22 protein-coding genes are annotated in these 20,117 nt (G+C 68.1%); 20 read left to right on the plus strand and 2 right to left on the minus strand.

Translation table 11 applies throughout. The annotated features are described in order from the left end of the window. Together ETD83_RS26665 and ETD83_RS26670 are read right to left on the minus strand one after the other, a co-directional pair. Positions 1 to 802 (minus strand): MarR family transcriptional regulator (locus tag ETD83_RS26665; RefSeq protein WP_138647959.1); only part of this gene is annotated, 802 nt, incomplete at its 3' end. Positions 803 to 1,610: 808 nt separating this feature from the next. After that, positions 1,611 to 2,096 (minus strand): ATP-binding protein, encoded by a 486-nt coding sequence (locus tag ETD83_RS26670; protein ID WP_138647960.1) that lies wholly within the window; start codon positions 2,094 to 2,096, stop codon positions 1,611 to 1,613. A 559-nt stretch (positions 2,097 to 2,655) separates the two neighbouring features. Here ETD83_RS26670 and ETD83_RS26675 point away from each other — a divergent pair. The 20 genes from ETD83_RS26675 to ETD83_RS45485 form a co-directional block, all read left to right on the plus strand. Further along, entirely contained in the window at positions 2,656 to 3,456 is an 801-nt protein-coding gene (locus tag ETD83_RS26675) for a sigma-70 RNA polymerase sigma factor region 4 domain-containing protein (RefSeq protein WP_138647961.1), read from the plus strand. A 645-nt stretch (positions 3,457 to 4,101) separates the two neighbouring features. Next, entirely contained in the window at positions 4,102 to 4,575 is a 474-nt protein-coding gene (locus ETD83_RS26680) for a helix-turn-helix domain-containing protein (RefSeq protein WP_138647962.1), read from the plus strand. 287 nt (positions 4,576 to 4,862) lie between these two features. After that, the gene (locus tag ETD83_RS26685; protein ID WP_138647963.1) at positions 4,863 to 5,258 is read left to right on the plus strand and encodes a hypothetical protein; all 396 of its coding nucleotides are present in this window, start codon (positions 4,863 to 4,865) and stop codon (positions 5,256 to 5,258) included. Positions 5,259 to 5,300: 42 nt separating this feature from the next. Then, positions 5,301 to 6,566 (plus strand): MAB_1171c family putative transporter, encoded by a 1,266-nt coding sequence (locus ETD83_RS26690; RefSeq protein ID WP_138647964.1) that lies wholly within the window; start codon positions 5,301 to 5,303, stop codon positions 6,564 to 6,566. Positions 6,567 to 6,605: 39 nt separating this feature from the next. Then, a complete protein-coding gene (locus ETD83_RS26695) occupies positions 6,606 to 7,811 on the plus strand; it encodes a cytochrome P450 family protein (protein ID WP_138647965.1) in 1,206 nt (401 codons plus the stop codon). Between the two features lie 199 nt (positions 7,812 to 8,010). Beyond that, entirely contained in the window at positions 8,011 to 8,493 is a 483-nt protein-coding gene (locus ETD83_RS26700; protein ID WP_138647966.1) for a hypothetical protein, read from the plus strand. Positions 8,494 to 8,959: 466 nt separating this feature from the next. After that, positions 8,960 to 9,382, plus strand: coding sequence for an ATP-binding protein (locus ETD83_RS26705; RefSeq protein WP_138647967.1), 423 nt, complete (start codon positions 8,960 to 8,962; stop codon positions 9,380 to 9,382). Next, positions 9,369 to 10,112: a hypothetical protein gene (locus tag ETD83_RS26710; RefSeq protein ID WP_138647968.1), complete on the plus strand. Its 744-nt coding sequence runs from the start codon at positions 9,369 to 9,371 to the stop codon at positions 10,110 to 10,112. Before ETD83_RS26705 ends, ETD83_RS26710 begins: the two co-directional genes overlap by 14 nt. 706 nt (positions 10,113 to 10,818) lie before the next feature. Then, entirely contained in the window at positions 10,819 to 11,391 is a 573-nt protein-coding gene (locus ETD83_RS26715; RefSeq protein WP_138647969.1) for a hypothetical protein, read from the plus strand. 560 nt (positions 11,392 to 11,951) lie between these two features. Continuing rightward, entirely contained in the window at positions 11,952 to 12,167 is a 216-nt protein-coding gene (locus tag ETD83_RS26720) for a hypothetical protein (protein ID WP_138647970.1), read from the plus strand. Between the two features lie 8 nt (positions 12,168 to 12,175). Then, a complete protein-coding gene (locus tag ETD83_RS26725; protein WP_171064446.1) occupies positions 12,176 to 12,889 on the plus strand; it encodes an SAF domain-containing protein in 714 nt (237 codons plus the stop codon). 46 nt (positions 12,890 to 12,935) lie between these two features. After that, a complete protein-coding gene (locus ETD83_RS26730) occupies positions 12,936 to 13,700 on the plus strand; it encodes a P-loop NTPase family protein (RefSeq protein ID WP_138647972.1) in 765 nt (254 codons plus the stop codon). 146 nt (positions 13,701 to 13,846) lie between these two features. Next, positions 13,847 to 15,100 (plus strand): CpaF family protein, encoded by a 1,254-nt coding sequence (locus tag ETD83_RS26735; RefSeq protein ID WP_171064447.1) that lies wholly within the window; start codon positions 13,847 to 13,849, stop codon positions 15,098 to 15,100. Beyond that, the gene (locus ETD83_RS26740) at positions 15,097 to 16,017 is read left to right on the plus strand and encodes a type II secretion system F family protein (RefSeq protein ID WP_171064448.1); all 921 of its coding nucleotides are present in this window, start codon (positions 15,097 to 15,099) and stop codon (positions 16,015 to 16,017) included. Before ETD83_RS26735 ends, ETD83_RS26740 begins: the two co-directional genes overlap by 4 nt. Beyond that, positions 16,014 to 16,910 (plus strand): type II secretion system F family protein, encoded by an 897-nt coding sequence (locus tag ETD83_RS26745; protein ID WP_138647975.1) that lies wholly within the window; start codon positions 16,014 to 16,016, stop codon positions 16,908 to 16,910. Before ETD83_RS26740 ends, ETD83_RS26745 begins: the two co-directional genes overlap by 4 nt. A 51-nt stretch (positions 16,911 to 16,961) precedes the next feature. Continuing rightward, positions 16,962 to 17,174: a hypothetical protein gene (locus ETD83_RS26750; protein ID WP_138647976.1), complete on the plus strand. Its 213-nt coding sequence runs from the start codon at positions 16,962 to 16,964 to the stop codon at positions 17,172 to 17,174. Next, positions 17,171 to 17,626, plus strand: a complete 456-nt coding sequence (locus tag ETD83_RS26755) for a TadE/TadG family type IV pilus assembly protein (protein ID WP_407921523.1) — start codon at positions 17,171 to 17,173, stop codon at positions 17,624 to 17,626. The genes ETD83_RS26750 and ETD83_RS26755 overlap by 4 nt, the downstream gene beginning before the upstream one ends. Then, positions 17,623 to 18,069, plus strand: coding sequence for a TadE/TadG family type IV pilus assembly protein (locus ETD83_RS26760; protein WP_138647978.1), 447 nt, complete (start codon positions 17,623 to 17,625; stop codon positions 18,067 to 18,069). Before ETD83_RS26755 ends, ETD83_RS26760 begins: the two co-directional genes overlap by 4 nt. Positions 18,070 to 18,074: 5 nt before the next feature. Continuing rightward, complete coding sequence (locus ETD83_RS26765; RefSeq protein ID WP_138647979.1) at positions 18,075 to 18,539, plus strand: pilus assembly protein TadG-related protein; 465 nt, start codon at positions 18,075 to 18,077, stop codon at positions 18,537 to 18,539. After that, positions 18,536 to 20,117: LysM peptidoglycan-binding domain-containing protein (locus ETD83_RS45485; RefSeq protein ID WP_138647980.1), on the plus strand; the 1,582-nt coding region annotated here is incomplete at its 3' end. The genes ETD83_RS26765 and ETD83_RS45485, both read left to right, overlap by 4 nt.

Below are 20,117 nucleotides of genomic sequence, written 5' to 3' on the forward strand. Positions count from 1 at the left end.
GCCGGTCGCACACCAGCTCGGCCTCACCGGCCTCGGTGAGGCGGTCCAAGGCGTTGGACACCGCCCCGGCCGAGTGCCCGATCACCTTGGCGATCTCGTGCGGCGTGAACTCCGCCCCAGGGTGGGCGGTCAGGTGCCCGGCGACCTTCGCGCGCATCTCACCCGGCCCCGAACGCGGCGCACCCGACGCCGTACGCGGACGACCGTTCACGGCGGCGCGCACCAGCCGCCGCGCCCTGCCCGACCCGCCGTAGGCGGCCTCAACCGCTCTCAGCGCCGCCGCACCATCCCCGCTGTCCAGACCGGTCAGCGCCGCCCCGACCGCGTCCCGCAGCACCGTCAGCGCGTCCCGCGCCTCGGCCACCGCCGCCGCATCCATCCCCGCCGCATCCCCGGCGTCCGCATCCCCGGCGTCCGTGTTCCCGGCATCCCTGTTCCCGGCATCCGTGGTGTCGGCAGTGTCGGCGGTTCCGGTGGTGGCGGTTGCGGTGGTGGCCGTGACCGGGTGCCAGGTGTCGGGCTGGCGCTTGCCGCCGTTGCGTCCGCCGCGCGTGCGGGCGGCGCGCCCGTCCTTTTCCAGGGCGGTCAGCGTCCGCGCCGCCGTCGCGCGGCTGACACCCGACGCCTCCGCGATCGCGGTCACGCTGACGCCGGGCTTGGCCGTCAGCGCGTCCCACACGTCCCCAGCCGCCCCGGACGGACGCGCCCCGCCCGTGATAGCGGCGGTGTCGTTTCCGGCGTTCTCGGTGCCCGTGACAACGTTCCCGGTGTCGCCATTGGTGGTGATGTTCTTCGCGGCCATTTCGACTCCCATTCGATGCGCACGGCGACCGGGATTTCCGGTGCCGTTCCCCTTCATCGGGAGCTCGACCATTTCTCGATGCCGCGCCACTAGGCAAGCATCTTCGGCCGCTTTTTATTCACCTCAACGGCTGAACAGCTAACCAATCGCACCCCGCACCACTAAACCCACCCAGCGGTAAAGCAGAATTGCACCGATTCATAACCGGACCCTCGTCCGGCCGTGTGTCTTTTCGGAGACCCGTTCGCCGAGATGGCGCGGTTCCCGGAACCGGTAACACCTCTCAGAAGGTGTTTCGCACTTCGCCGCACGACTCACCGGCGGCGGTATGCCGACTCAGCAGCGAACGGTCTCGCGCCGGGACGCGGGGCGGGGGGCGGCCGGCCTGAAATCGGAGTCACCAGGTGGGCAGATGGCAGAGGGGAGTGGTAGGACCGGCACCGAGGAGGCGAAACAATCTCACTTCCAGCACGCGAGCTATTACCAGGGGTCGTCCTGGTGACGAGTCGGGGCCACGAACAGAATACGCACCAGCCCCATGACCTGCCAGGATGCCGCAAGCGGGACCTTCTGTTCATAGGCAGAACCCCGAAAAGAACCCAGAAAAGAAGGGCCAATCAAACCCCGAAAAGGCGAGACGGGAGCGGGGGCGGTCCACCGAACGGATCCGTCCAGATCGCCATAAGGCCAACAGGCCCCGCCCGCAGCCCGGTGAGACCGGGTGTGCGGACGGGGCCCTCGGCGACTGGGGCGTTCCTCTACTCTGTCCCCTGAGGGGCCAGCCTGATACGTGCAGGCTGGCCCCTCCTCACGAGGCCAGCGAGGCCGCCTGTCCCGAGCCGGTCTGAGGGGCGCCGCGCAGGTCCATGTTCGCCCAGACGGTGAAGCCGCTGGCCGAACTTCCGTGGACACCGGTCGTCAGCGCCAGCTTGGACACCGTGAGCAGGCCGTAGCCGCCCACCCGCGGCTCACACCCCGGCATCTCGGACCGGATCGTGGGCACGCAGCCCCCGCCCAGGTCCGTCACCGCGACACGGGCGAATTCGCCCAGCGTCACCTCCAGCCCGAACCAGCCCTGATCGCCGCCCGAACGCGAGTGCCGCACCGCGTTGGTGGCCAGCTCGGCCGCCACCACCGCCGCATCCTCATCACGCCCGGTGCCCTCGAACAGCGTCGCGACGAACACCCGCGCCGCACGCACCTGGTCTTCCCGGCCCGCGTAGGCCCGACGCCAGCGCATCGGCTCCGATCCCCACAGCCACTGGCCCGCGGTCGACAGGCTCCAGTTTCCCATTCTCGTTTCCCCGATTCCCTTTCGGCGTGCGCCATCCGCACCGGCGGACGACATGTGGACAGCGCCATGAAGGAACGACTCTCACCGTGGGTCAAGTGCAGGGGTGCGTTCACGAACGGAGCCACCGTCCGTGCGGAACACGCTGAGGTGACCGTCGAAGCAGCGGAAGGCTGTCTTGGCGATGCGCCGGCGGCACTGGGACCGCGGCACATCGGCACCCTTTCCGCCTCTTCATCCTGGATGTCGATGACGATCCCATGCTGCGTGATTCTCCGTTTTGGGTCGTCACGCGGGGCGTTCTGGGAGCCGCTCGACGATCCTTTACCGAGGATCCCTGCTGCCGGCGGAGGTCGAGGTAGTCGCCGTTTTAAGCACTCGCCCGGCTTTACCTCCCCAGGCATGAACACCGCTGACACATCGCGTTCTTGCAGGTCACAGCGATTTCTAACAGATCATGAGCACGTCGTGCACACCGCCTAGTCCTCACGAGGTGCTCATGATCTGCACACGCCGTGACCGATACCTGAGCCATCGATCCGTCACGACCCTCGGGGGCCTCATGAGCAACCACCAGATCAACGAACAGACCAACGAGCACCGTCCGGCTTACGCGGCCACCGGTCAGCGCTCGAGCAACGCGCTGACGGTCGCCGAGCGCTCGTTCGTGCTGCTGACCACGGGCCCGGATCCGCTGGCGATCGAGGGATCCGTCGTCGGGCATGGACTGCCCGCCCGGCCGGTGGACCTGCGCGAGCTGCGGTCCGTGCTGCTGGACCGGGCCTCCTCCGACGAGCTCAAGGACGCCGTGTGGCGGCACCTCGTCCGCCAAGCACGGACCGGCGACCCCGCCTGGATCGTGGGCTGCGCCGGGGTCGCGATGCCGGGCCTGAAGAGCACCGCAGCCCGGGTCATCCGTTCCAGCCCGAGCCGCCTCGCCGACGACATCGTCTCGGAGCTGCTGACCGAGTTCATCGCGCAGCTGGCTCGCATCGACATCCAGCGTCCGCACATCGCCGCCCGGCTGATGCTGTGGGCGCGCAAGGGGGCCCTGCGCGCCCGCGGCCGGGAAACGCGCGACGTCCCATGCGACCCCAGCGAGCTGCCTGCCCCGGCGTCCATCTCCGAGGTCGACCCCATCGAATTGCTCCTGGACGCCACACGCCAGGGAATCATCAATCCAGCGGTTGCCGAGCTGATCATCGCCACACGGCTGGACGGCCTGTCGATCCGCAAACTGGCCGAACACCGGGGCATGCCGGCGAGCCGCCTCTACAAGCAGCGCCAGACCGCAGAACTCCGCCTCGTGACCGCAATCCGCGAAGGTAGAATCTCCGCCATGCCCGTCGCCCCTGCGTTCTAACGAATGACGCCTGACTGACTGCCAGGGCGGCGAACATCGGAGCCCAGTTCATTCTCTCTGCAATAGAGCATGAATCTGCCCTGGGGAGTGCGTTGGACTCGAATGCACAGGGTTTTGCCCTCGCCGCAGAGTGATGTGGGGGCAGTTTCCTCGCTGCGCTTACGGTCGTTCGACGTCACCGGGGGCCGCTGCGAGGGCGCCATGTCCCCGACCCTTCTTTGGGTCGTTCGCCGCCCCAGTTGCCTGGAACTGGTCGAGGTCCGTCAGGTGCATGCGGTCACCAGGAAGTAGGCGCAGCAAGTTTAGGGGCGGACCGCGTGCATCCTGATCAGTGCGATCGCAGCGGCACTCAACGGTGCTGGCATCAGTTCCATCAGACGTTGAAGGCGATCGGTGTATTGACGGCGATTGGGCGGCAAGGATGCACCTCTTTGCAGAGCGGCCAGATCAGCAGCTCACCGTCCAGGAGTGGACGGCAATGCTCAGTGTCACTCGGGACCAGAAAGTGCCTTTCGTGGTCAATGACGGCGAAATGCCTTGAATGAGTTGTGTTACCGACCCGGGTGATGCAAGTGCGACTCTTGTGAGAGATGCCGATGACATACTGTTGACCAGGGGCTTCAGCGTGGGAGGAGGAGGTGTTTAGTGGTTGGTGATGACGCCGCGCCGGGGAGGGCGCGCGGCGAGGTCCCATCTCTGGCACGCAAGGTCGATTACCTGTTCCGCCGGATGCATCCAGATGAGCGTGGGCCCTACTCCCTCCAGGAGGCTGCGGTCGCGATCGAGGAACTGACCGGCGAAAAGATCTCGCACAACACCCTGTGGAAGCTGCGGACCGGCAGACACGACAACCCCACCAAGCGGGTGCTGGAGGCCCTGGCGACCTTCTTCGGCGTGCCGCCCTCCTACTTCTTCGACGATGAGGTGTTCCGGACCGTCGAAGAACAGATCGAGCTGTTGACCGTCCTGCGTGATACCGGGGTGCGCGGCGCACAGCTGCGTAATTTCCTGCGCCTGTCGCCCGAAGCTCAGCAGATGGTCGGTGAGTTGATCGAGTCGACCGCCCGCTTGGAGCGGCGAGCCGGGACGGACGATGTCGATTCCTCTCCGGAGAGTTGAGCACCATGACACAATCACATTCGGTAGTGACAAGGTTGCGCTAAGTCCGGCCGCTGGGTGGGAGCGCCTTGTGTGGATACCGGGGAGGTGACCGAGTGCGCGGAGGTGTGCTGCGACGGCGGTGTCGTGCTCGTGTTGAGGCGCTTGAGGTCCCCGAGCCGTGGGATTTCGAGCAGTTCCGTGCCGGCGTTGCCGCTCTTACGGGCCGGCCGCTGCGGGTGATGCAGGTCCCGGCCATGCCAGAGGGATTGTGTGGGGTTTGTGTCTCTACCGCTGGCGCCGATTACGTGTACACCGCGATGGGAACCACGCGGTTCCATCGTGAGCACATCGCGTTGCATGAGATCGGCCATCTGCTCGCCGGCCACCAGACCGGGGTGGGTGTGGGGGATCTGGCTTCAGTGTTGCTGCCCGATCTGAGCCCCACGATGGTGCGCGCGGTGCTGGGACGTACCAGCTACACCAGCGAGCAGGAACGCGAAGCCGAGTACTTCGCCACCCTGCTCCTGGACCGGTCGCGCCCCGGCCGGTCTAGTCGGCGAGTCGCTGCCGCTGATCCGGCCGTCGCCGCCGTACTTGGCCGTCTGGAGGACACCTGGGGACGCCGCTCGATGCTCCGGCGCGGATCGATCGAGACGACCGCGTCACCAGCACACGAGGCCAGGGATGAGCCGCACCGCTAGCGGCGCGGGCGATCAGGCGACTCCAACATTCGGGGGCTGTCGATGATCGATCTGGTGTTCTGGACGGTGGCCGCGGCCGCGTTGCTTGCGGCGGGGTGGAAGGCACGTGGCCTTCGCGGTCCTGATCCGCCGCCGGGGCTGGGGGCGACGTGCCTGCTGCTGGTGTCGATCGGGCTGGCATTGGTGCTGATCTCGCACGGGGTGCAGCGGGTGGAGAACGCGATCTTCCCCAATCTGGGTCGTCTGCTGTCCAACCTGTGCACGACTGTGGCCGCGTTCGCCGCTCTGGCGCATCTGCTAAGCGTCACGCGCCCGCGGGAGGAGGCCCGGGCGCGGATCCGCCGGTGGCTGGTGGCGCTGCTGGCCGCTGTGAGCGCGATGACCGGGCTGTTTGTGTCCAGTCCGCTGCCACCGGTAATTGGGGACTTCGGTTCCCAGTACGGCGACCATCCCGCTCTGGTCGGCTACATCGTGATCTACACGGTGTTCATGGGGTGGGCCTTCACCGGTCTCGCTGTGCTCACCGTACGGTACGCCAGCCCGGCCGCACGGCCCGCGCTGCGCACCGGCCTGCGGATCGTGACCGTGGGATGCGTCCTGGTGATCATCTATCTGGTCGAGAAGACGGCGATGGTGGTCACGCAGTGGCTGCGGCTGGACCCGCTGGTGCCAGGCCACGACCGCCCCTGTCCCAGCCCGCTACACCCTCCCGGCTGCGCGTTCGCGGTCGGGCTCCCCCTACTGGCGGCACTGGCGATCACCCTCGGTATCACTCTGCCCGCGTGGGGGCCGCCGGCGGTGGCCCCGGTGCGGTGGCTGCGGTACTGGCGGACCTACCGGCGGCTGAACCCGCTATGGACGGCGTTGAGTGCAGCGATGCCGCAGATCGTGCTGCCCAGGAGCGGGCGGGATCGTTTCAGCTACCGCTATGGCGTGCACCGGCGGGTGGTCGAGATCCGTGACGCGCTGCTGCTCCTTAGGCCCTACCGTGACTCCTCCGAAATATGGCAGGCCGAGATCACCACGGGCGGTGCCGGGCTCGATGCCCGGCAGGCGGCTGCCTTGTGCGAGGCGATCTCAGTCCGCACGGCCCTGGCCGCCTACCTGGCCGGACGACCGGCCGATGAACGAACCCACACCACCGCTCTCAGCAAGGCTGGTCCCCAGACCGGCGACCAGAGCAACGACACGATGAACAGCGAAGGCGGAGGCGATCTGGACAGCGAGGCCGACTGGCTGACGCAGGTGTCTCTAGCGTTCTCCACCGCAGTAGACCTGCCCGAGGACGCGCCCCATGGACGCCCATAACGCCCCACTGCCGGCCGATCTCGATATAGGAGCCCCTTCGTGTTCGACGCCGACTTCTACCGTGACCCCTATCGGATCTATGACAGGTTGCGCGACCAGGGCCCAGTGCAGCAGGTGCAGGTCTCCTCGCGCGGCCACCACGCCTGGTTGATCACCGGGTACGAGCAGGCCCGCGCCGCGCTGACTGACCCACGGCTGAGCAGGGACACCCGCCGCTTCGCCTACCTGTTCGGCGACCGCCGCGACATCGCCCCAGCGCTGAAATCCAACATGCTGGCCACCGATCCCCCCGATCACACGCGGCTACGCCGCCTGGCCGCTCCGGCGTTTACCGCGACAGCCGTGGACCGTCTCCGCCCCCGCATTCAGCAGATCACCGACCAGCTGCTGGATACCATCGCGCCCCAGGGCGCCGCCGATCTGATCAGCGAGTTCGCCGTACCGCTCCCGGTCACCATCATCTGCGAACTGCTCGGCGTTCCCGAACACGACCGCCCACAGCTGCGCCACTGGTCCAACACCCTGTTCACCATCGCCGACGCCACCACCCGCGACCGGGCCTCCCACCACATCGCCGACTACATGACCGCCCTGGTCGACCGCAACTACCACCGCGCGGACGACGCCACCACCCGCCAGGACGGGGACCTGCTCGGCACCCTGATCACAGCCCGCCACCGCGGCGACCGCCTCAGCCAGCAGGAAGTGGTGTCGCTAGCGGTGCTGCTGCTGATCGCCGGGCACGAGACCACCACCAACCTGATCGGCAACGCCGTGCTGGCCCTGCTGCTCAATCCCGATCAGCACACCGCCGTGACCGCCGACCTCGACCGGCTCGCCCCGGCCATCGAGGAGTTCCTGCGCTACGACTCCCCCCTCGGGATCGCCACCGTCCGGTTCACCACCCAACCAGTCACCTACGGCCCGACCACGATCCCCGCCGAGCAGATCGTCATGATCGGTATCGGTGCCGCCAACCGCGATCCCGCCCACTACGCCGCTCCAGCAGCCCTCGACCTCACCCGCCCCGGGCCCCAGAGCCACTTGGCCTTCGGCCACGGCCCGCACTACTGCCTGGGATCGGCGCTGGCTCGCGCTGAAGCCCACATAGCGCTGGCCACCCTGCTGCGCCGCCTTCCCGGCCTGCAGCTGGACACCTCACCCGACCAGCTCGCTTGGCGCCCCAGCCGGATGATGCGCGGCCTCCGCGCCCTCCCGGGCCGCTGGCACCCCGGCCCCCACTGAGCGCACCCGTACGAACGAGCTGCATCACACCGCGGCTCAGGAGCAAGACACCCGGCAGTCATCACTTTTACTCCAAGTCAGGATGACAACGGGCGCCGAACCTGTTGACAGAGGGAGTTGATCTAACTACTCTCCGTGGTTGTCTTCACTTATAAGTGAAGGCAGATCGTTCAGGTGACGACTCCACGGGGGATACACCATGGGCAGAGACGCCCACGCACCAGGCGGGTCAGGCGGGGAAACCGTTGGCGCCCGTGCGGTCTTCGTCCCGGCCGCGCAGGCCCTGACGCGGATCGTGCACACCTACGCGCCCGCGCAGACGCCGCTGTACCGGCCCGCTCATTGGAGAGGCCTGCAGCCCGACCCCTACGCCCTGCGCCGGGAAAGCGATGCACTGGCCGATCGTGAGGGCCTTCACCTCGAACTGACGGCCATCCGCATCGCGGACGAGGCCATCGCCATCAGTCCCGAACTGAACTGCACCACTACGACCGCCTACGGCGAATTCCGCGGCATTAGTTGGGTCAAGGGGGTGAGCTGGATCATGAACGCTACCCGGCCCGCTACCGAGACTGCCGTGCACATCGCTGCCTGCCGGCTGCTCGCCCAGGCGGCCGCGACCGACCTGTATTTGCGCCACCGGGGCGTGCTCAGCCCAATGGACGCACTCGGGCCGACCTGACACTGGCAACATCACCCGCTTCAGGGCGGGGGGCCAGCAAAAGTCCGGATAAAACAAGGGCTAACAATATGTGACCCCCCGCCCGGTTGGCGTCCGAGCTCGATTCACAGCAAATCGATCAATTCCTTGAACGCAGCGGCGGTCTCCTCACCACGCACGCTCGGCACAGGATCCAGGAGAAATGGCATCTAATCCCTCTGGTGTTTCGCATCAGCCCCTAGGACTCTGCCAAATCGATCTCGAACGCGATGCACAACACCGGACACGCTTGCCCCTTGCACCGACGCCTCGTCGACATCAGCGGATCAGACTCCCCCATGCGGAGGTGACCAGGTAGCCCGTCAAACCGACGTCGCTCTTCAACGGCCAGCGACAGGACCCCCGAGGAAGCGTGAGCACCATGACCACAAGGCCGACCAGGCAGGCCAGAACTCGCCACTACCCCGCTCAGCGCGGGAGCGTTGGCATGGCCCGTGACCAGACCATCACCGCGCTTTGCAGATGGCGTCTTCCGGTCTCGGTGGACGACGCCGCACTCGTCGTCAGCGAGCTGGTCACCAATGCCGTCCGGACGTCGGAGCCCAGCGACCAGATCACCCTCCACCTGCGGTGGTTCGGCATCGGCTTGGTGATCGGTGTCTGGGACTCCTCCACGGAAATGCCGACCGTTGGGATGGTCCGGCCCTTGACGCTGGACGACATCACCCCCGACGCCCGAGCCCTTGGGGACGACGAGGACCGAGCGGGCGGATGGGGCCTCCCCCTAGTCCAGGCGGCGGCCACCGCGTTCCACGTGGAGCGCACCCACTCGCCGATCGGCAAATGGGTGACCGCGCTGCTCCCCACTACAGCCATCGCGATGAGGGAGGAGCGTGATGGTGTCGCCTGAGGTTCTCGCCGTGCCGGCATGGTGGGCAATGGCGATGATTGGCATCGCGATCGTGCAGACGATGCGGTCGGCGCCAAATCCCCATCTCGCCTTCAGCGCCACGCCACGTCCGCCTGGCGCCAACGAAACGTCTGCACAAAAGCGCCGAAGCCGCGACGGCTGCCTGCCTGAGGAGGGGAACTGGAGGGGGTCCCAGCGGACCCCGGCCAAACTCGCCTCTCAGCGTTGGATGATGCCCGTCGTCACCCTGCTGCTCCTGACGGGGTGCACCGCTGAGGACTCTGCCGTTCCGCTGCCAACTGCGGCTAAGTCACCCTCGGTATCGCCGCCGCAGTCCGACGCTGAGCCGATCAAGCGTTCTTACATCGCGTTTATTGCGATCCTCGATCGCGCCGACTCGTTGCCGACAGGTACTCGTCGGCAGGAGCTCGCATTTCACATGACCGACCCCCAGCTAACTAGGGTGATCGACAGAATCAAAGAAATGGAAGAAGAGAACCTCACATCGTATGGAAAAGTGGTCGCACATGTGCAGGACATTCATGTCAAGGATACGGATGCCACGCTTCGCGACTGCCAAGACTCCCGCGATGCGGGGACAATGAACGCACTCACCGGAAAGAAAATCAATCGCGGCATCGAAAAGGAGAACCTAAAGACCTATCTGTCTAAAGGGCCGGACGGTCGATGGCGTGTCACAAAGACAGTCTCCTATGGCAAGGGTTGCTGAGTAATGCCCACCTCTCTCACAGTTCTGAGTGCGGCAGCGCCGCTTAGTCTGATCATCCTATTTTCGCCCGCTCAGGAACCGATCCCACCAGTGACCGACGGAAACGTCCGCAGTTACTGGTTCGGCGCCAAGCAGGACGGACGGCGACCTGGGCCCACGAGTGGCCCCGAGGGGCCGGTGAGGACTCCCGCTCCTTCGGATGGTGACGAGGAGCAGTCCATCGGACCTCATGAATGCAGGACCGTTAGGGACGACGTTCAGGTCTGCATTCCTGTTCGTCGGGACGGAAGAAGCCGCTGGAAGCGGGACGGCGAGGCGGTTGGCTCGCCAACCGCGGCCGGGATGGATCGCGGCAGGCACGATACTCGTCGCACTCGCCGTCCTGGCGAGCCGGCCGCCTCTACAGGCAGCGCCAAGCCGCCGACCTCCCTCGTCACCGCAATCCGGGAAGGTCGAATCCTCACCACGTCCACCGTTCTGAACTCGAACATTGATGCTTGAGCGAGCGCTACGGCCGTGAGGAGCATCGATCACAGTTCATTCTCAACCATATGTCGCATGTCAGCCTTGGTCAGACATAGCTTTGGGCCGGGTACTCGGGATTTACCCTCACCACGGTGTGACTTGCGGGTGAACCACTTCGCTCGCACCTACGATCGCTTGACGCTTGTTCGTATTACCGGCACAAGGAGTCGCCCGGGCGGCGGTGGACGATGTTGACGGAGGGTGGGACTTGATCGGGATCGGCCAGCAGTGGAGCGCAGTTCAGGTTTGTTGGGCCGGCATAGCGGGTGCCATGTTGGTGTTGTCGGGCTGCACCAACGGCGACAAAGCCGCGGCCTTGCCGACTTCCTCGGATTCCGCGGCACCGACATATCCTGTTTCGGAGGACGCAACCGTGAAGCGTGCCTACACGGCTTTCGTGGCTATGCTCGACCACGCGGACACCCTTCCGCTGCATTCTCGTGAGCAACAGCTGTCGGCCCTGATGGTCGACCCTCAGCTTTCGCGTGTTCTGAAACGGGCCGATGAACTGAGAAGCAAGAACCTCACTTCATACGGACAAGTGATCGTTCACATCACGAGCGTGATAATCAACGGTCATGAGGCCACCTTGCATGACTGCCAGGACTCCAGCAACGCCGGGATAATGAGCAGGACCACGCACAAGAAGATCAATCGAGGTGTCAAGAAGGGCAACACCAGGGCCTACATGATCAAAGGTACGGCTGGCCAATGGCGTGTAAGCAAATATGTCGTGCTCGGCGAAGGCTGCTGACAATGAAGCCCCGAACGGCAACCGCATGCCTCGGCAGCTTCATCCTCCTGATGCAACACGCTGCACCGCCTCCACGGGACCCAATCCCACCCAACGCGAACTTGAACGGCTACGGGTTCGGCGCCCGGGACGATGGGCGCCCTGGGAGCACCGGGCAGGGTCAGGTGCCTGGACCGGAAACCGAGGACCGCCCTGCCGAGGGTTCGGATTCGGTGCGGCCGCGTAATTGCCAGGAGTTGAGCGAGTACGTGCCGGTGGTCTGCCCCACTGAGAGCGAGGACGGCGGGCCGGGGAAGGTTTCGGCGGCGGAGTTGGCGTTGACCGAGTGGGCTCGGTTGCCGGTTCCGGTGCCGGTGGTCGGGGCGGCGCCGCCTCGCCGGTCGGCGGGCTTGGTGGGGTTGCCGGAGTGGTTCTGGGTGACGAACTGGCGTTCGTTGAGCGGGCGGGCGTCCGCTCGTGGGGTGTGGGTTCAGGTGACCGCTCGGCCGCAGAGCACGACAGTCGATCCGGGTTCGGGGGATCGCCCCGTCCGGTGTGCTGGGCCCGGGACCGCATATGACGTGTCCCGTCCGGCGGCGTCGCAGCGCACCGGCTGCTCGTACACCTTCCAGCGGTCGTCGGCGCACCAGCCCGGCGGCGCTTACCGGGTCCGGGTGACGGTGACGTGGAGCGGCACCTGGCGGGGGTCGGACGGGTCGAGCGGGGTGTTGCCGCCGCTGACGCGGTCGAGGAGTTTCCGGCTCCGGGTGGCCGAAGCGCAGGGCCTTTACGGATGAGGAACAGCATGAAGACCAGCAGCAGAACACTGCCAAAGCCCATCGCCCCAAAGGGGAGCAGCGGGCCAGACCCCAGGGTGTCGAAGCGGTTGGCGCGGCAACGCCGGCCGTCGTGGATTGCGGCAGGGGTGATGCTGTTGATGTTCGCGGTGCTGGCGAATGTGTACCTGTTCCGGGCGTCGGACGAGCGGGTGCCAGTGCTCCGGTTGACGCGGGACGTCCCGGTCGGGCAGCAGATCACCCGGGCCGATCTGGATGTGGCCAGGGTGACGACGGATCCGGCCGTGTCGACGATTCCCGAGCGTCAGTTGCGGGAGGTGGTCGGGCGGCGGGCTGCGGTGGGGCTGCGGAAGGGGACGTTGCTGGCGGCTTCGCAGCTGGCTGCGGGGCCTAGTCCGCAGCGGGGGCAGGCTCTGGTGACCGCGCCGGTGAAGGCGAGCGCGCTACCGCCGGGGTTGGCGCCGGGTTGGCGGGTCCGGGTCGTGTTCAGGCAGCCAAGCCAAGACCAGCACCCCATGGGCGGCGATGCGCAGGGCCGTGCAGACGGTGGTCAGGGCACGCTTCTGCGGGACGTGGTTGCAGTGGTCGATCAAGTGCAGGGTCCCGACGCTGAAGGGGCGATGACGGTGTCGTTGCTGATGGCCGAGGCCGACAGCAGCCTGGTGGCGCGGCAGGCGGCTGCCGGGCAGGTCGTGCTCGTGGTGACCGAAAGGCGGGGCTGAGCCGATGGCGCTGTACTGCCTGGTATCACCTGGTGGGTCGCCCGGAGTGACGACGACCGCGCTCGGCTTGGCGTTGACCTGGCCGGGCCGTGTGCTGGTGGCCGAGTGCGACCCGATGGGCCGCCGGGTGCTGCCGGGCTACATGGCCGATCGGATGCGTGAATCGGCCGGTCCGGGTCTGCTCGGGCTGGCGATGGCCGCCGAAGCCGACCAGCACGGGCCGCTTGCCCTGGATGAGTATGTGGTCCCGATCGTGGACGACGGGCGGGTCGAGCTGCTGCATGGCGTCCGCGACCCCCGACACGGGATCCGGCTAGCGCCATTGTGGCAGCGGCTGGCCGCAGCCTTTGCAGCCCGGGATGGTGACGTGGTCGCCGACCTGGGCCAGGTCGGCGGCACCGACACCCCGCACGAGCTGCTGGGGGCGGCGGACGCGGTGGTGATGGTGCTCAGGCCGACGTTGCCGCAGGTCGATGCGGCCACGCCACGTCTGGACGCCCTCAAAGGCCTGCTGGGTGAACGGGCAGCGATAAGGCTGTGCCTGATCGCCGATGGTGCTTACCGGGCGGCGGAGGTGGAGCGGGCGCTAGGTGTTGCGGTGCTGGCGGAGCTGCCGTGTTCACCGTCCGATGCCCGCGTGCTGTCGGACGGGACGCGCCCACGGCTGACGTTCAAGACCTCGCTGCTGATGCGGTCTCTCAACGGTCTGGGAGGGCAGCTCCGCGGAGCCGTTCCAGGCTCGACCTCGGGTGTCTTTGCCGACCTCACACCCCGCTCAGCCGTTCCAGCGGTCATCGGAGGCGGCCAATGACCGCGCCGGGGTGGGCGTCGTCCGGCCCGCAGAAACTCGACCCCGCCGCAGCCCTCTCGGTTACCTCTGCGCCCGCGGCAATCGGTTCTGCCATCTTGAAGCGACCGACCGATGATGGGCCGAGCGTCTGGGCAGCGGTGCGCGAGGTGTCGGCGCAGCTGGTGGACCTGCTGGGTGACGGGGTGGACCGAGTGCGGGCGCGGCAGCTGATCGATGCGCAGGTGCAGACATGGGCCCACGAGCAGATGACCGCCGGGCAGGTGACGTCGGTTGCGGAGCAGCGGCAAGTGTCGCAGCTGGTGTTCGACCGCCGGTTCGGGCTGGGCGCGTTGCAGCCGTTCCTGGAACGCTCCGATGTGGAGAACATCGTCGTCAACGGCTGCCAGCAGACCTGGATCACCTACACCGACGGGACCAAGGAACTGGGGCCGCCGGTCGCCGAAACCGACGACGACCTGATCGAGTGGGTGCAGCTACTGGCGCGGCGCGGCAACACCGGCCGCGAGTTCTCCCACGCCTCCCCGCTGCTGGACGTCGCGCTTTCCGACGGCGTCCGGCTGGCCGTGGTGGGCTGGGTGTCACGGCGCCCGCACCTGGCGATCCGGGTGCACCGCCTGGTCGAGGTCACCCTCGGGCAGCTCACCCGACTGGGCACCCTCATCGAACCAGTCGAGGCGTTCTTGCGGGCAGCGATCGCCGCGCGGCGCAACGTGATCGTGTGCGGGGAAGTCAACACCGGCAAGACCACGCTGGTGCGGGCGCTGGCCAACCAGATCCCGCCCGAGCAACGCCTCATCACGCTGGAAAGCGACTTCGAACTGTTCCTGGACGACCCGAGGCTGGCGCACCGGCACCCGGACGTGGTCGCGCTGGAGGCGCGGCAGGCCAACGCCGAAGGGGCCGGGCAGGTGCGGTTGCAGGATCTGGTGCCGGCGTGCCTGCGCCTCAACCCGGACCGCGTGATCGTCGGTGAGGCGCGGCATGGGGAACTGGCTCCGATGCTGGAGGTGATGTATTCGGGGGCGCGGGGCTCGATGTGCACCTTGCACGTGCACCGTCCCGAGCACGTGTTCAGCCGCGTCGTGCAGCTCGGCCGCCGCGCCGACCTCGGACTGGGCGCCAACGATGTGCATCTGATGTTCGGGCTCGCCGAGCCCCTCATCGTCTATCTGGAACGCGACCAGGCCAGCAACGACCGGTACGTGTCGCATGTATTGGAGATCGGGCCGCCCGCCGACTCGGCCGAGCCCACCCGCAACCACATCTTCACCCCCGGCCCAGGCGGGCGCGCTGCCCCGGCGGGCGGGCACATCAGCACCCATCTGCTGGACGAGCTCACCGCGCACGGTTTCGACACCGCGCTGCTTGCCTCGGGCCCGGACGGGCGGGGATGGACATGACGGGCCTGCTGGCCGCGCTCGCGGGCGGGTGCGGCGCCGGAGCCGCCTTGGCCATTACCGCCGGGCTACGGGGCGCCGGGCCCGGTACGCGGGCCGGGCGTCCACCGTCCAGGGTGCGGGTTGCGTTGCGGTCCGCCGCGCATCCCGAACGTCGTAACCGGTTGCTGAGCGGCGCCGTGGCTGGGCTTGCGGTTCTGCTGCTGTCGGGATGGCCGGTCGCGGCCCTGGCGGTTTCCGCGGGGGTCTATGCCTTGCCGCCGATGCTGTCGGGTCGCGCGCCGCAGCGCCGGATCGCGCGGCTGGAAGCGCTGGCGCAGTGGTCGCGGCGGCTGGCGGAGATGATCGGCGCTAGCCGCGGCCTGGAGCAGGCGCTGGCCGACAGCGCCCGCATCGCCCCGGCCGCGATCCGCGGTCCGGTGGGGACGTTGGCCGGGCGGCTGAACAACCACGCCAACACCGAACAGGCACTGCGGGCGTTCGCCGACGACCTCGACGACCCGATCGGCGACCTGATCGCCTGCGCGCTGCTGCTGGCCGCCCGCCGCCGAGGCCCCGGCATGCGGGAGGCGTTGAGCCTGCTGGCCGACGCGGTCGAGCACGAGGTCATCGTGCGCCGCGACGTCGAGGCCGAACGCGCCGGGCTCCGAACGACACTGATCGTGATCGTGGCATCCGTGGGTGTGCTGAGCGTGCTGTTCGCCTCGTCCCAGACTCTCGCCGCCCCCTACGACACCCCACTCGGCCAGGGCGTGCTCGCCGTCGTGGCAGCCATCTACACGGCCGGGCTAGCGTGGATGCGACGGCTGGCCGTCCTGTCCACCGGGGCCCGGTTCCTGCACGTGAGCGATGGGTTCATCCAACCTGAAGGTGCCGCTCCGGCCCGCCCCGCCCGCAATGGACAGGGGGCGGGCCAGTGACCGCGGTGGCAGTCCTCGCCGGATGCCTGGCCGCCGCCGGTGTCATCCTGCTCGTCCGCGAGTTGCGGCCTGCGCCTCCACGCCTGGACGCCGCACTGGCCCGAGTACAGGCCACACCACTGCACGCCGCCTCGGCCCCCGCCGAAGCCCCCGGCGGGCTTGAGCGCGTGGGGCGGTGGCTGGCAGATCGGGTCGCGCGCCCCGCCGGGATGCTCGCCGTTCCCCGCACCGATCTGGCACTGCTGGGCCGGCCGATCGAACGGTTCATGCTGAACAAGCTGGCCCTCTTTCTGACAGGGCTGGCCGCACCCTCGGTACTGAGCGGCCTGATGGCTCTGGCCGGGGGCTCGCCGCGCTGGACGCTGCCCGTCCTCGCCGGACTAATGCTGGCGGCGGTGCTGTCGCTGGTCCCGGACTGGAATGTGCGGTCCCAGGCCCGGCAACAGCGCCGCGACTTCCGCTACGCCTTCACCTCCTATCTGCAACTGGTCGTGCTGGAACGCCAGGCCGGCGCCGCCCTGAACGCCGCGCTGGAGAACCCCGCGAAGATCACCGACGGGTGGCCGTTCCAGCGCATCCACCAGGCGCTGACGCGGGCACGGCACGGCCAGCAGCAGCCCTGGCGCGCCCTCGCTCAGCTCGGCGCCGACATCGAGGTGCGCGATCTGATCGACCTGGCGCACACCGCCGAGATCGCCGGCGAGGAAGGCGCCAAGATGCACGACGTGCTGATCGCCAAGATCAGCTCGATGCGCCACGAGGCGTCCGCCACCGCACGCGCCGAGGCCAACGCCCGCACCACCGCGATGTGGGTGCCCACCTCGTTGCTCATGCTCGGCTTCGTCATCCTGATCGGCTTCCCGTTCTTCTCCAAACTCCTGGCATCCGGCTAGCCACACACCGCCACACCGGCTCATCGCACGCGCCTTACCAATCGGGGGACCATGAACACACTCACCACGGCCGCGACCCGCCTCGTGGTCGCCGCCCTCAGCCGCCTCACCAGCCTGAACCTCCGCAGTGACCGGGGCTCGGGCGTGGTCGAGACGATCATTATCGTCGCCGGGTTCGCCGGCTTGGCCTTCACCGTCTACCTCGCTGTCTCCGGGAAGGTGAACGGCTGGATCAGCAACATCCCCGGCGCCAGCGGCCCATGACCCGCCACCACCCGCCCAAGGGACGGGAACCAGACCGAGGTTCCGCGACCGTCACTGCCGCCATCGTGTTCCCGGCTGTGGGGCTGCTGTTCCTGGTGCTGGTACAGGCGGTGCTGGTGTCGGTCGCCCGCAACGTCGCGCTGTCGGCCGCCGAAGAAGGCCTGCGCGTCGCCCGCGCCCGACACGGCACCGCCGCCCAAGGTCAAGCAGCCGCCGCGCGTTCCGCCCGCGCCGAACCCGTCCTGCAGGCGCCAGCCGTCACCGTGTCCGGCACCACCACCATCACCGTCCACGTGACCGGAAGCGCCCCATCGATCCTGCCGGGCGTTGACATCGGCTTCACCCGCACCGCTCGCGGTGCCCGCGAACGCTTCACCATCGACACCCGCGGGTTCGACAGTCCTGAAGGCGAGCACGTCCCGGTGGGACCTACGGCACAAGGACGGCCATGAGTCTCTCCGCCACGTCCTTCGAATCGGCTCGCATACGGGATGCGGGGAACGCCGCGATCGAGGTCGCCATCCTCGCGCCCTTGTTCATCGCGTTCCTGGCCGGGCTGCTAGTGGCGATGCGCGTCCAGCAAGGCAGCGCCGTAGTGGCGCAGGCAGCCGCCGACGCCGCCCGGCACGCCTCCATCGCACGCACCGCCACCCAAGCCCACGCAGACGCAACATCCAGCGCACTGACCACGCTGCGTGACCGAGGTCTGCACTGCGCCCCGACCGTCCGGCTCGACCTGTCCGGATTCCACCGGCCCGCCGGCCAGGCCGGGACGGTGGCGGCGCACGTGACCTGCGTGATCCGGCTCGCCGACATCGCACTGCCCGGCATGCCGGGCAGCCGCACGGTCACCAAAACCCATCGGTCCCCGATCGACGTCCACCGGGCACGGTGACCGCCATGGCCTCCACATCCGCACGGGCGCCCAGGCCCTGGCCCAAGCGCGGGCGGTACGGCGACGACGGCAGCGTCAGCATCTTCGCCATCATCATCACCCTGGTCGTGGTGGTGTTCTTCGGTGCTGTCGTCGACTTCGGGTACAAGCTCCAAGCTCGCCATGACGCCACCACCGCCGCTCAGGAGTCCGCCCGCGCCGGCGCCGCACGCGTCGACCTTGACCGCGCCTACACCCGGGGCGAGTTCGTCGTGGACCGCCAGTCAGCCGTCCACGCCGCACGCGCCTATCTGCGCAGCGGCGGCTACACCGGCACCGTGACCGCGTCCGGGACGCGTGCCATCCGGGTCCATGTCACCATCACCCGCCCCGCGCTGTTCCTGCCCGTCATCGGCGTCACCCGGCTCCGTGCCGACGCCGTCGCCACCGCGAACCTCACCACCGGAGTGCAAGGACCCCACCAGCCATGATCCACTCCACCCGTAGCCGCAGCGCCGAGATTCTGCGCGGGCTCGGCGCCTTGCTGGTCTTCGCCGCCCTGCTGGCGGGCTTGCCGATCGGCCTGTACGCCGTGGCCGGGAGCCCGATCCCCGATCGCTTCCCGTCCTGGGAGCATCTCAGCGCCACGCTGATGCAGCCCGACACCGACCACCGCCTGTTCCTGGCCGCGATCCGGCTGCTCGGCTGGCTGGCCTGGGGCGTGTTCACCGCCGCGACGTGCACCGAAACGATCAGCTACCTGGCCGGACGATCCGGTCTCCGCCTGCCGCGTCCCGTCCGGCCCCTGCAGTTGCTGGCCCGCGACCTGGTCGCTACCGCCACTCTCGCCTTCAGCACCACCGCCGCCGTAACCACTCCGGCCTCTGCCACCATCCACACCGACGCCCACGTCACCGCGGATCTGCAGCCACAAACAACCCAGCAGCCGTCGTCCGGGCACGACGCGCCACCAGCTCACAGCCCGGACTGGGAACCCCTGCTCGGAGACGAGCGCCCACATCACACGGAACCCGACCAGCGGCGAACCTGGCGGACGCGCATCATCCGCCGCGGCGACACCCTCTGGGACATGGCCCGCCGCGCCTACGGCTCCGGCACCCTCTACCCCAAGATCTTCAAAGCCAGCCGCGACCTCGACCAGCCCGACGGCATACCAACCCTCACCAGCCCCGACGACCTCCGCCCCGGCCAACGCGTCCGGATCCCCCAAACCCCGAACAACACCGGAACCTCACCAACGCGCGGACCTCACTCCACCAAAACCAAAGGCACCTCGGCACCCGAGCAAGACCACCAGCACGCCCAGCCCTCACACCCGCCACGAGCAGTCCCCACCACCGACCCGGCGCCGTCGCAGGTGCCGGACCCGGTCGTCGCTCCACCGGCAAAGAACCCACCGGCCAGCACAGCACCCCCAAATCCACACAGCATGGCCGAAGACCGTCCGTCGTCGGCCATCACCCTTTCATCCGGTTCCTCCATCGGACTCGGACTCGCCGCCGCACTCAGCATCGCCGTCGCCGCCACCCGCCTGCACCGACGCCGTCATCATCCCCACGCCACCACCCACAACGAGAGCGTCCCGGCTCACCAGCCAGCCATACCGGAACCGGTGGCCAAGGCCCGCAAGGCCCATCTGGACCACACCTACGCCGACCACGATGACCCCGTCCCGTCCGACGCCGACCTCGTCGCCCAGGACCGAACCACGCCTGCCGCTGATCACATCACCTTGGGCACTCGCGACCAGGCGCCCATCACCTTGCCGCTCGCCGGCCTCGCCCTCGGCCTGACCGGCGACGGCGCACACGCCGCTGCCCGCGCCGCCACCATCGGGCTCCTCGCCAAGGCCCGCCGTGACCGCGCCGAGATCCTCATTGCCCAACCCGACGCCGACACCCTCTACCCCGGCGCCACCCTCGCCGGAATCCCAGGACTCACCATCACACCCACCCTCGCCGCGGCCACCACCCACCTCGAAGCCGAAATCCTGCGCCGGGCCCGACTCATGGAAGCCACCGACCAACCCGACTTGACCGCCCTATGCG

Origin of the sequence: Actinomadura soli, assembly GCF_005889715.1 — a bacterium.
Taxonomy (GTDB): domain Bacteria; phylum Actinomycetota; class Actinomycetes; order Streptosporangiales; family Streptosporangiaceae; genus Spirillospora; species Spirillospora soli.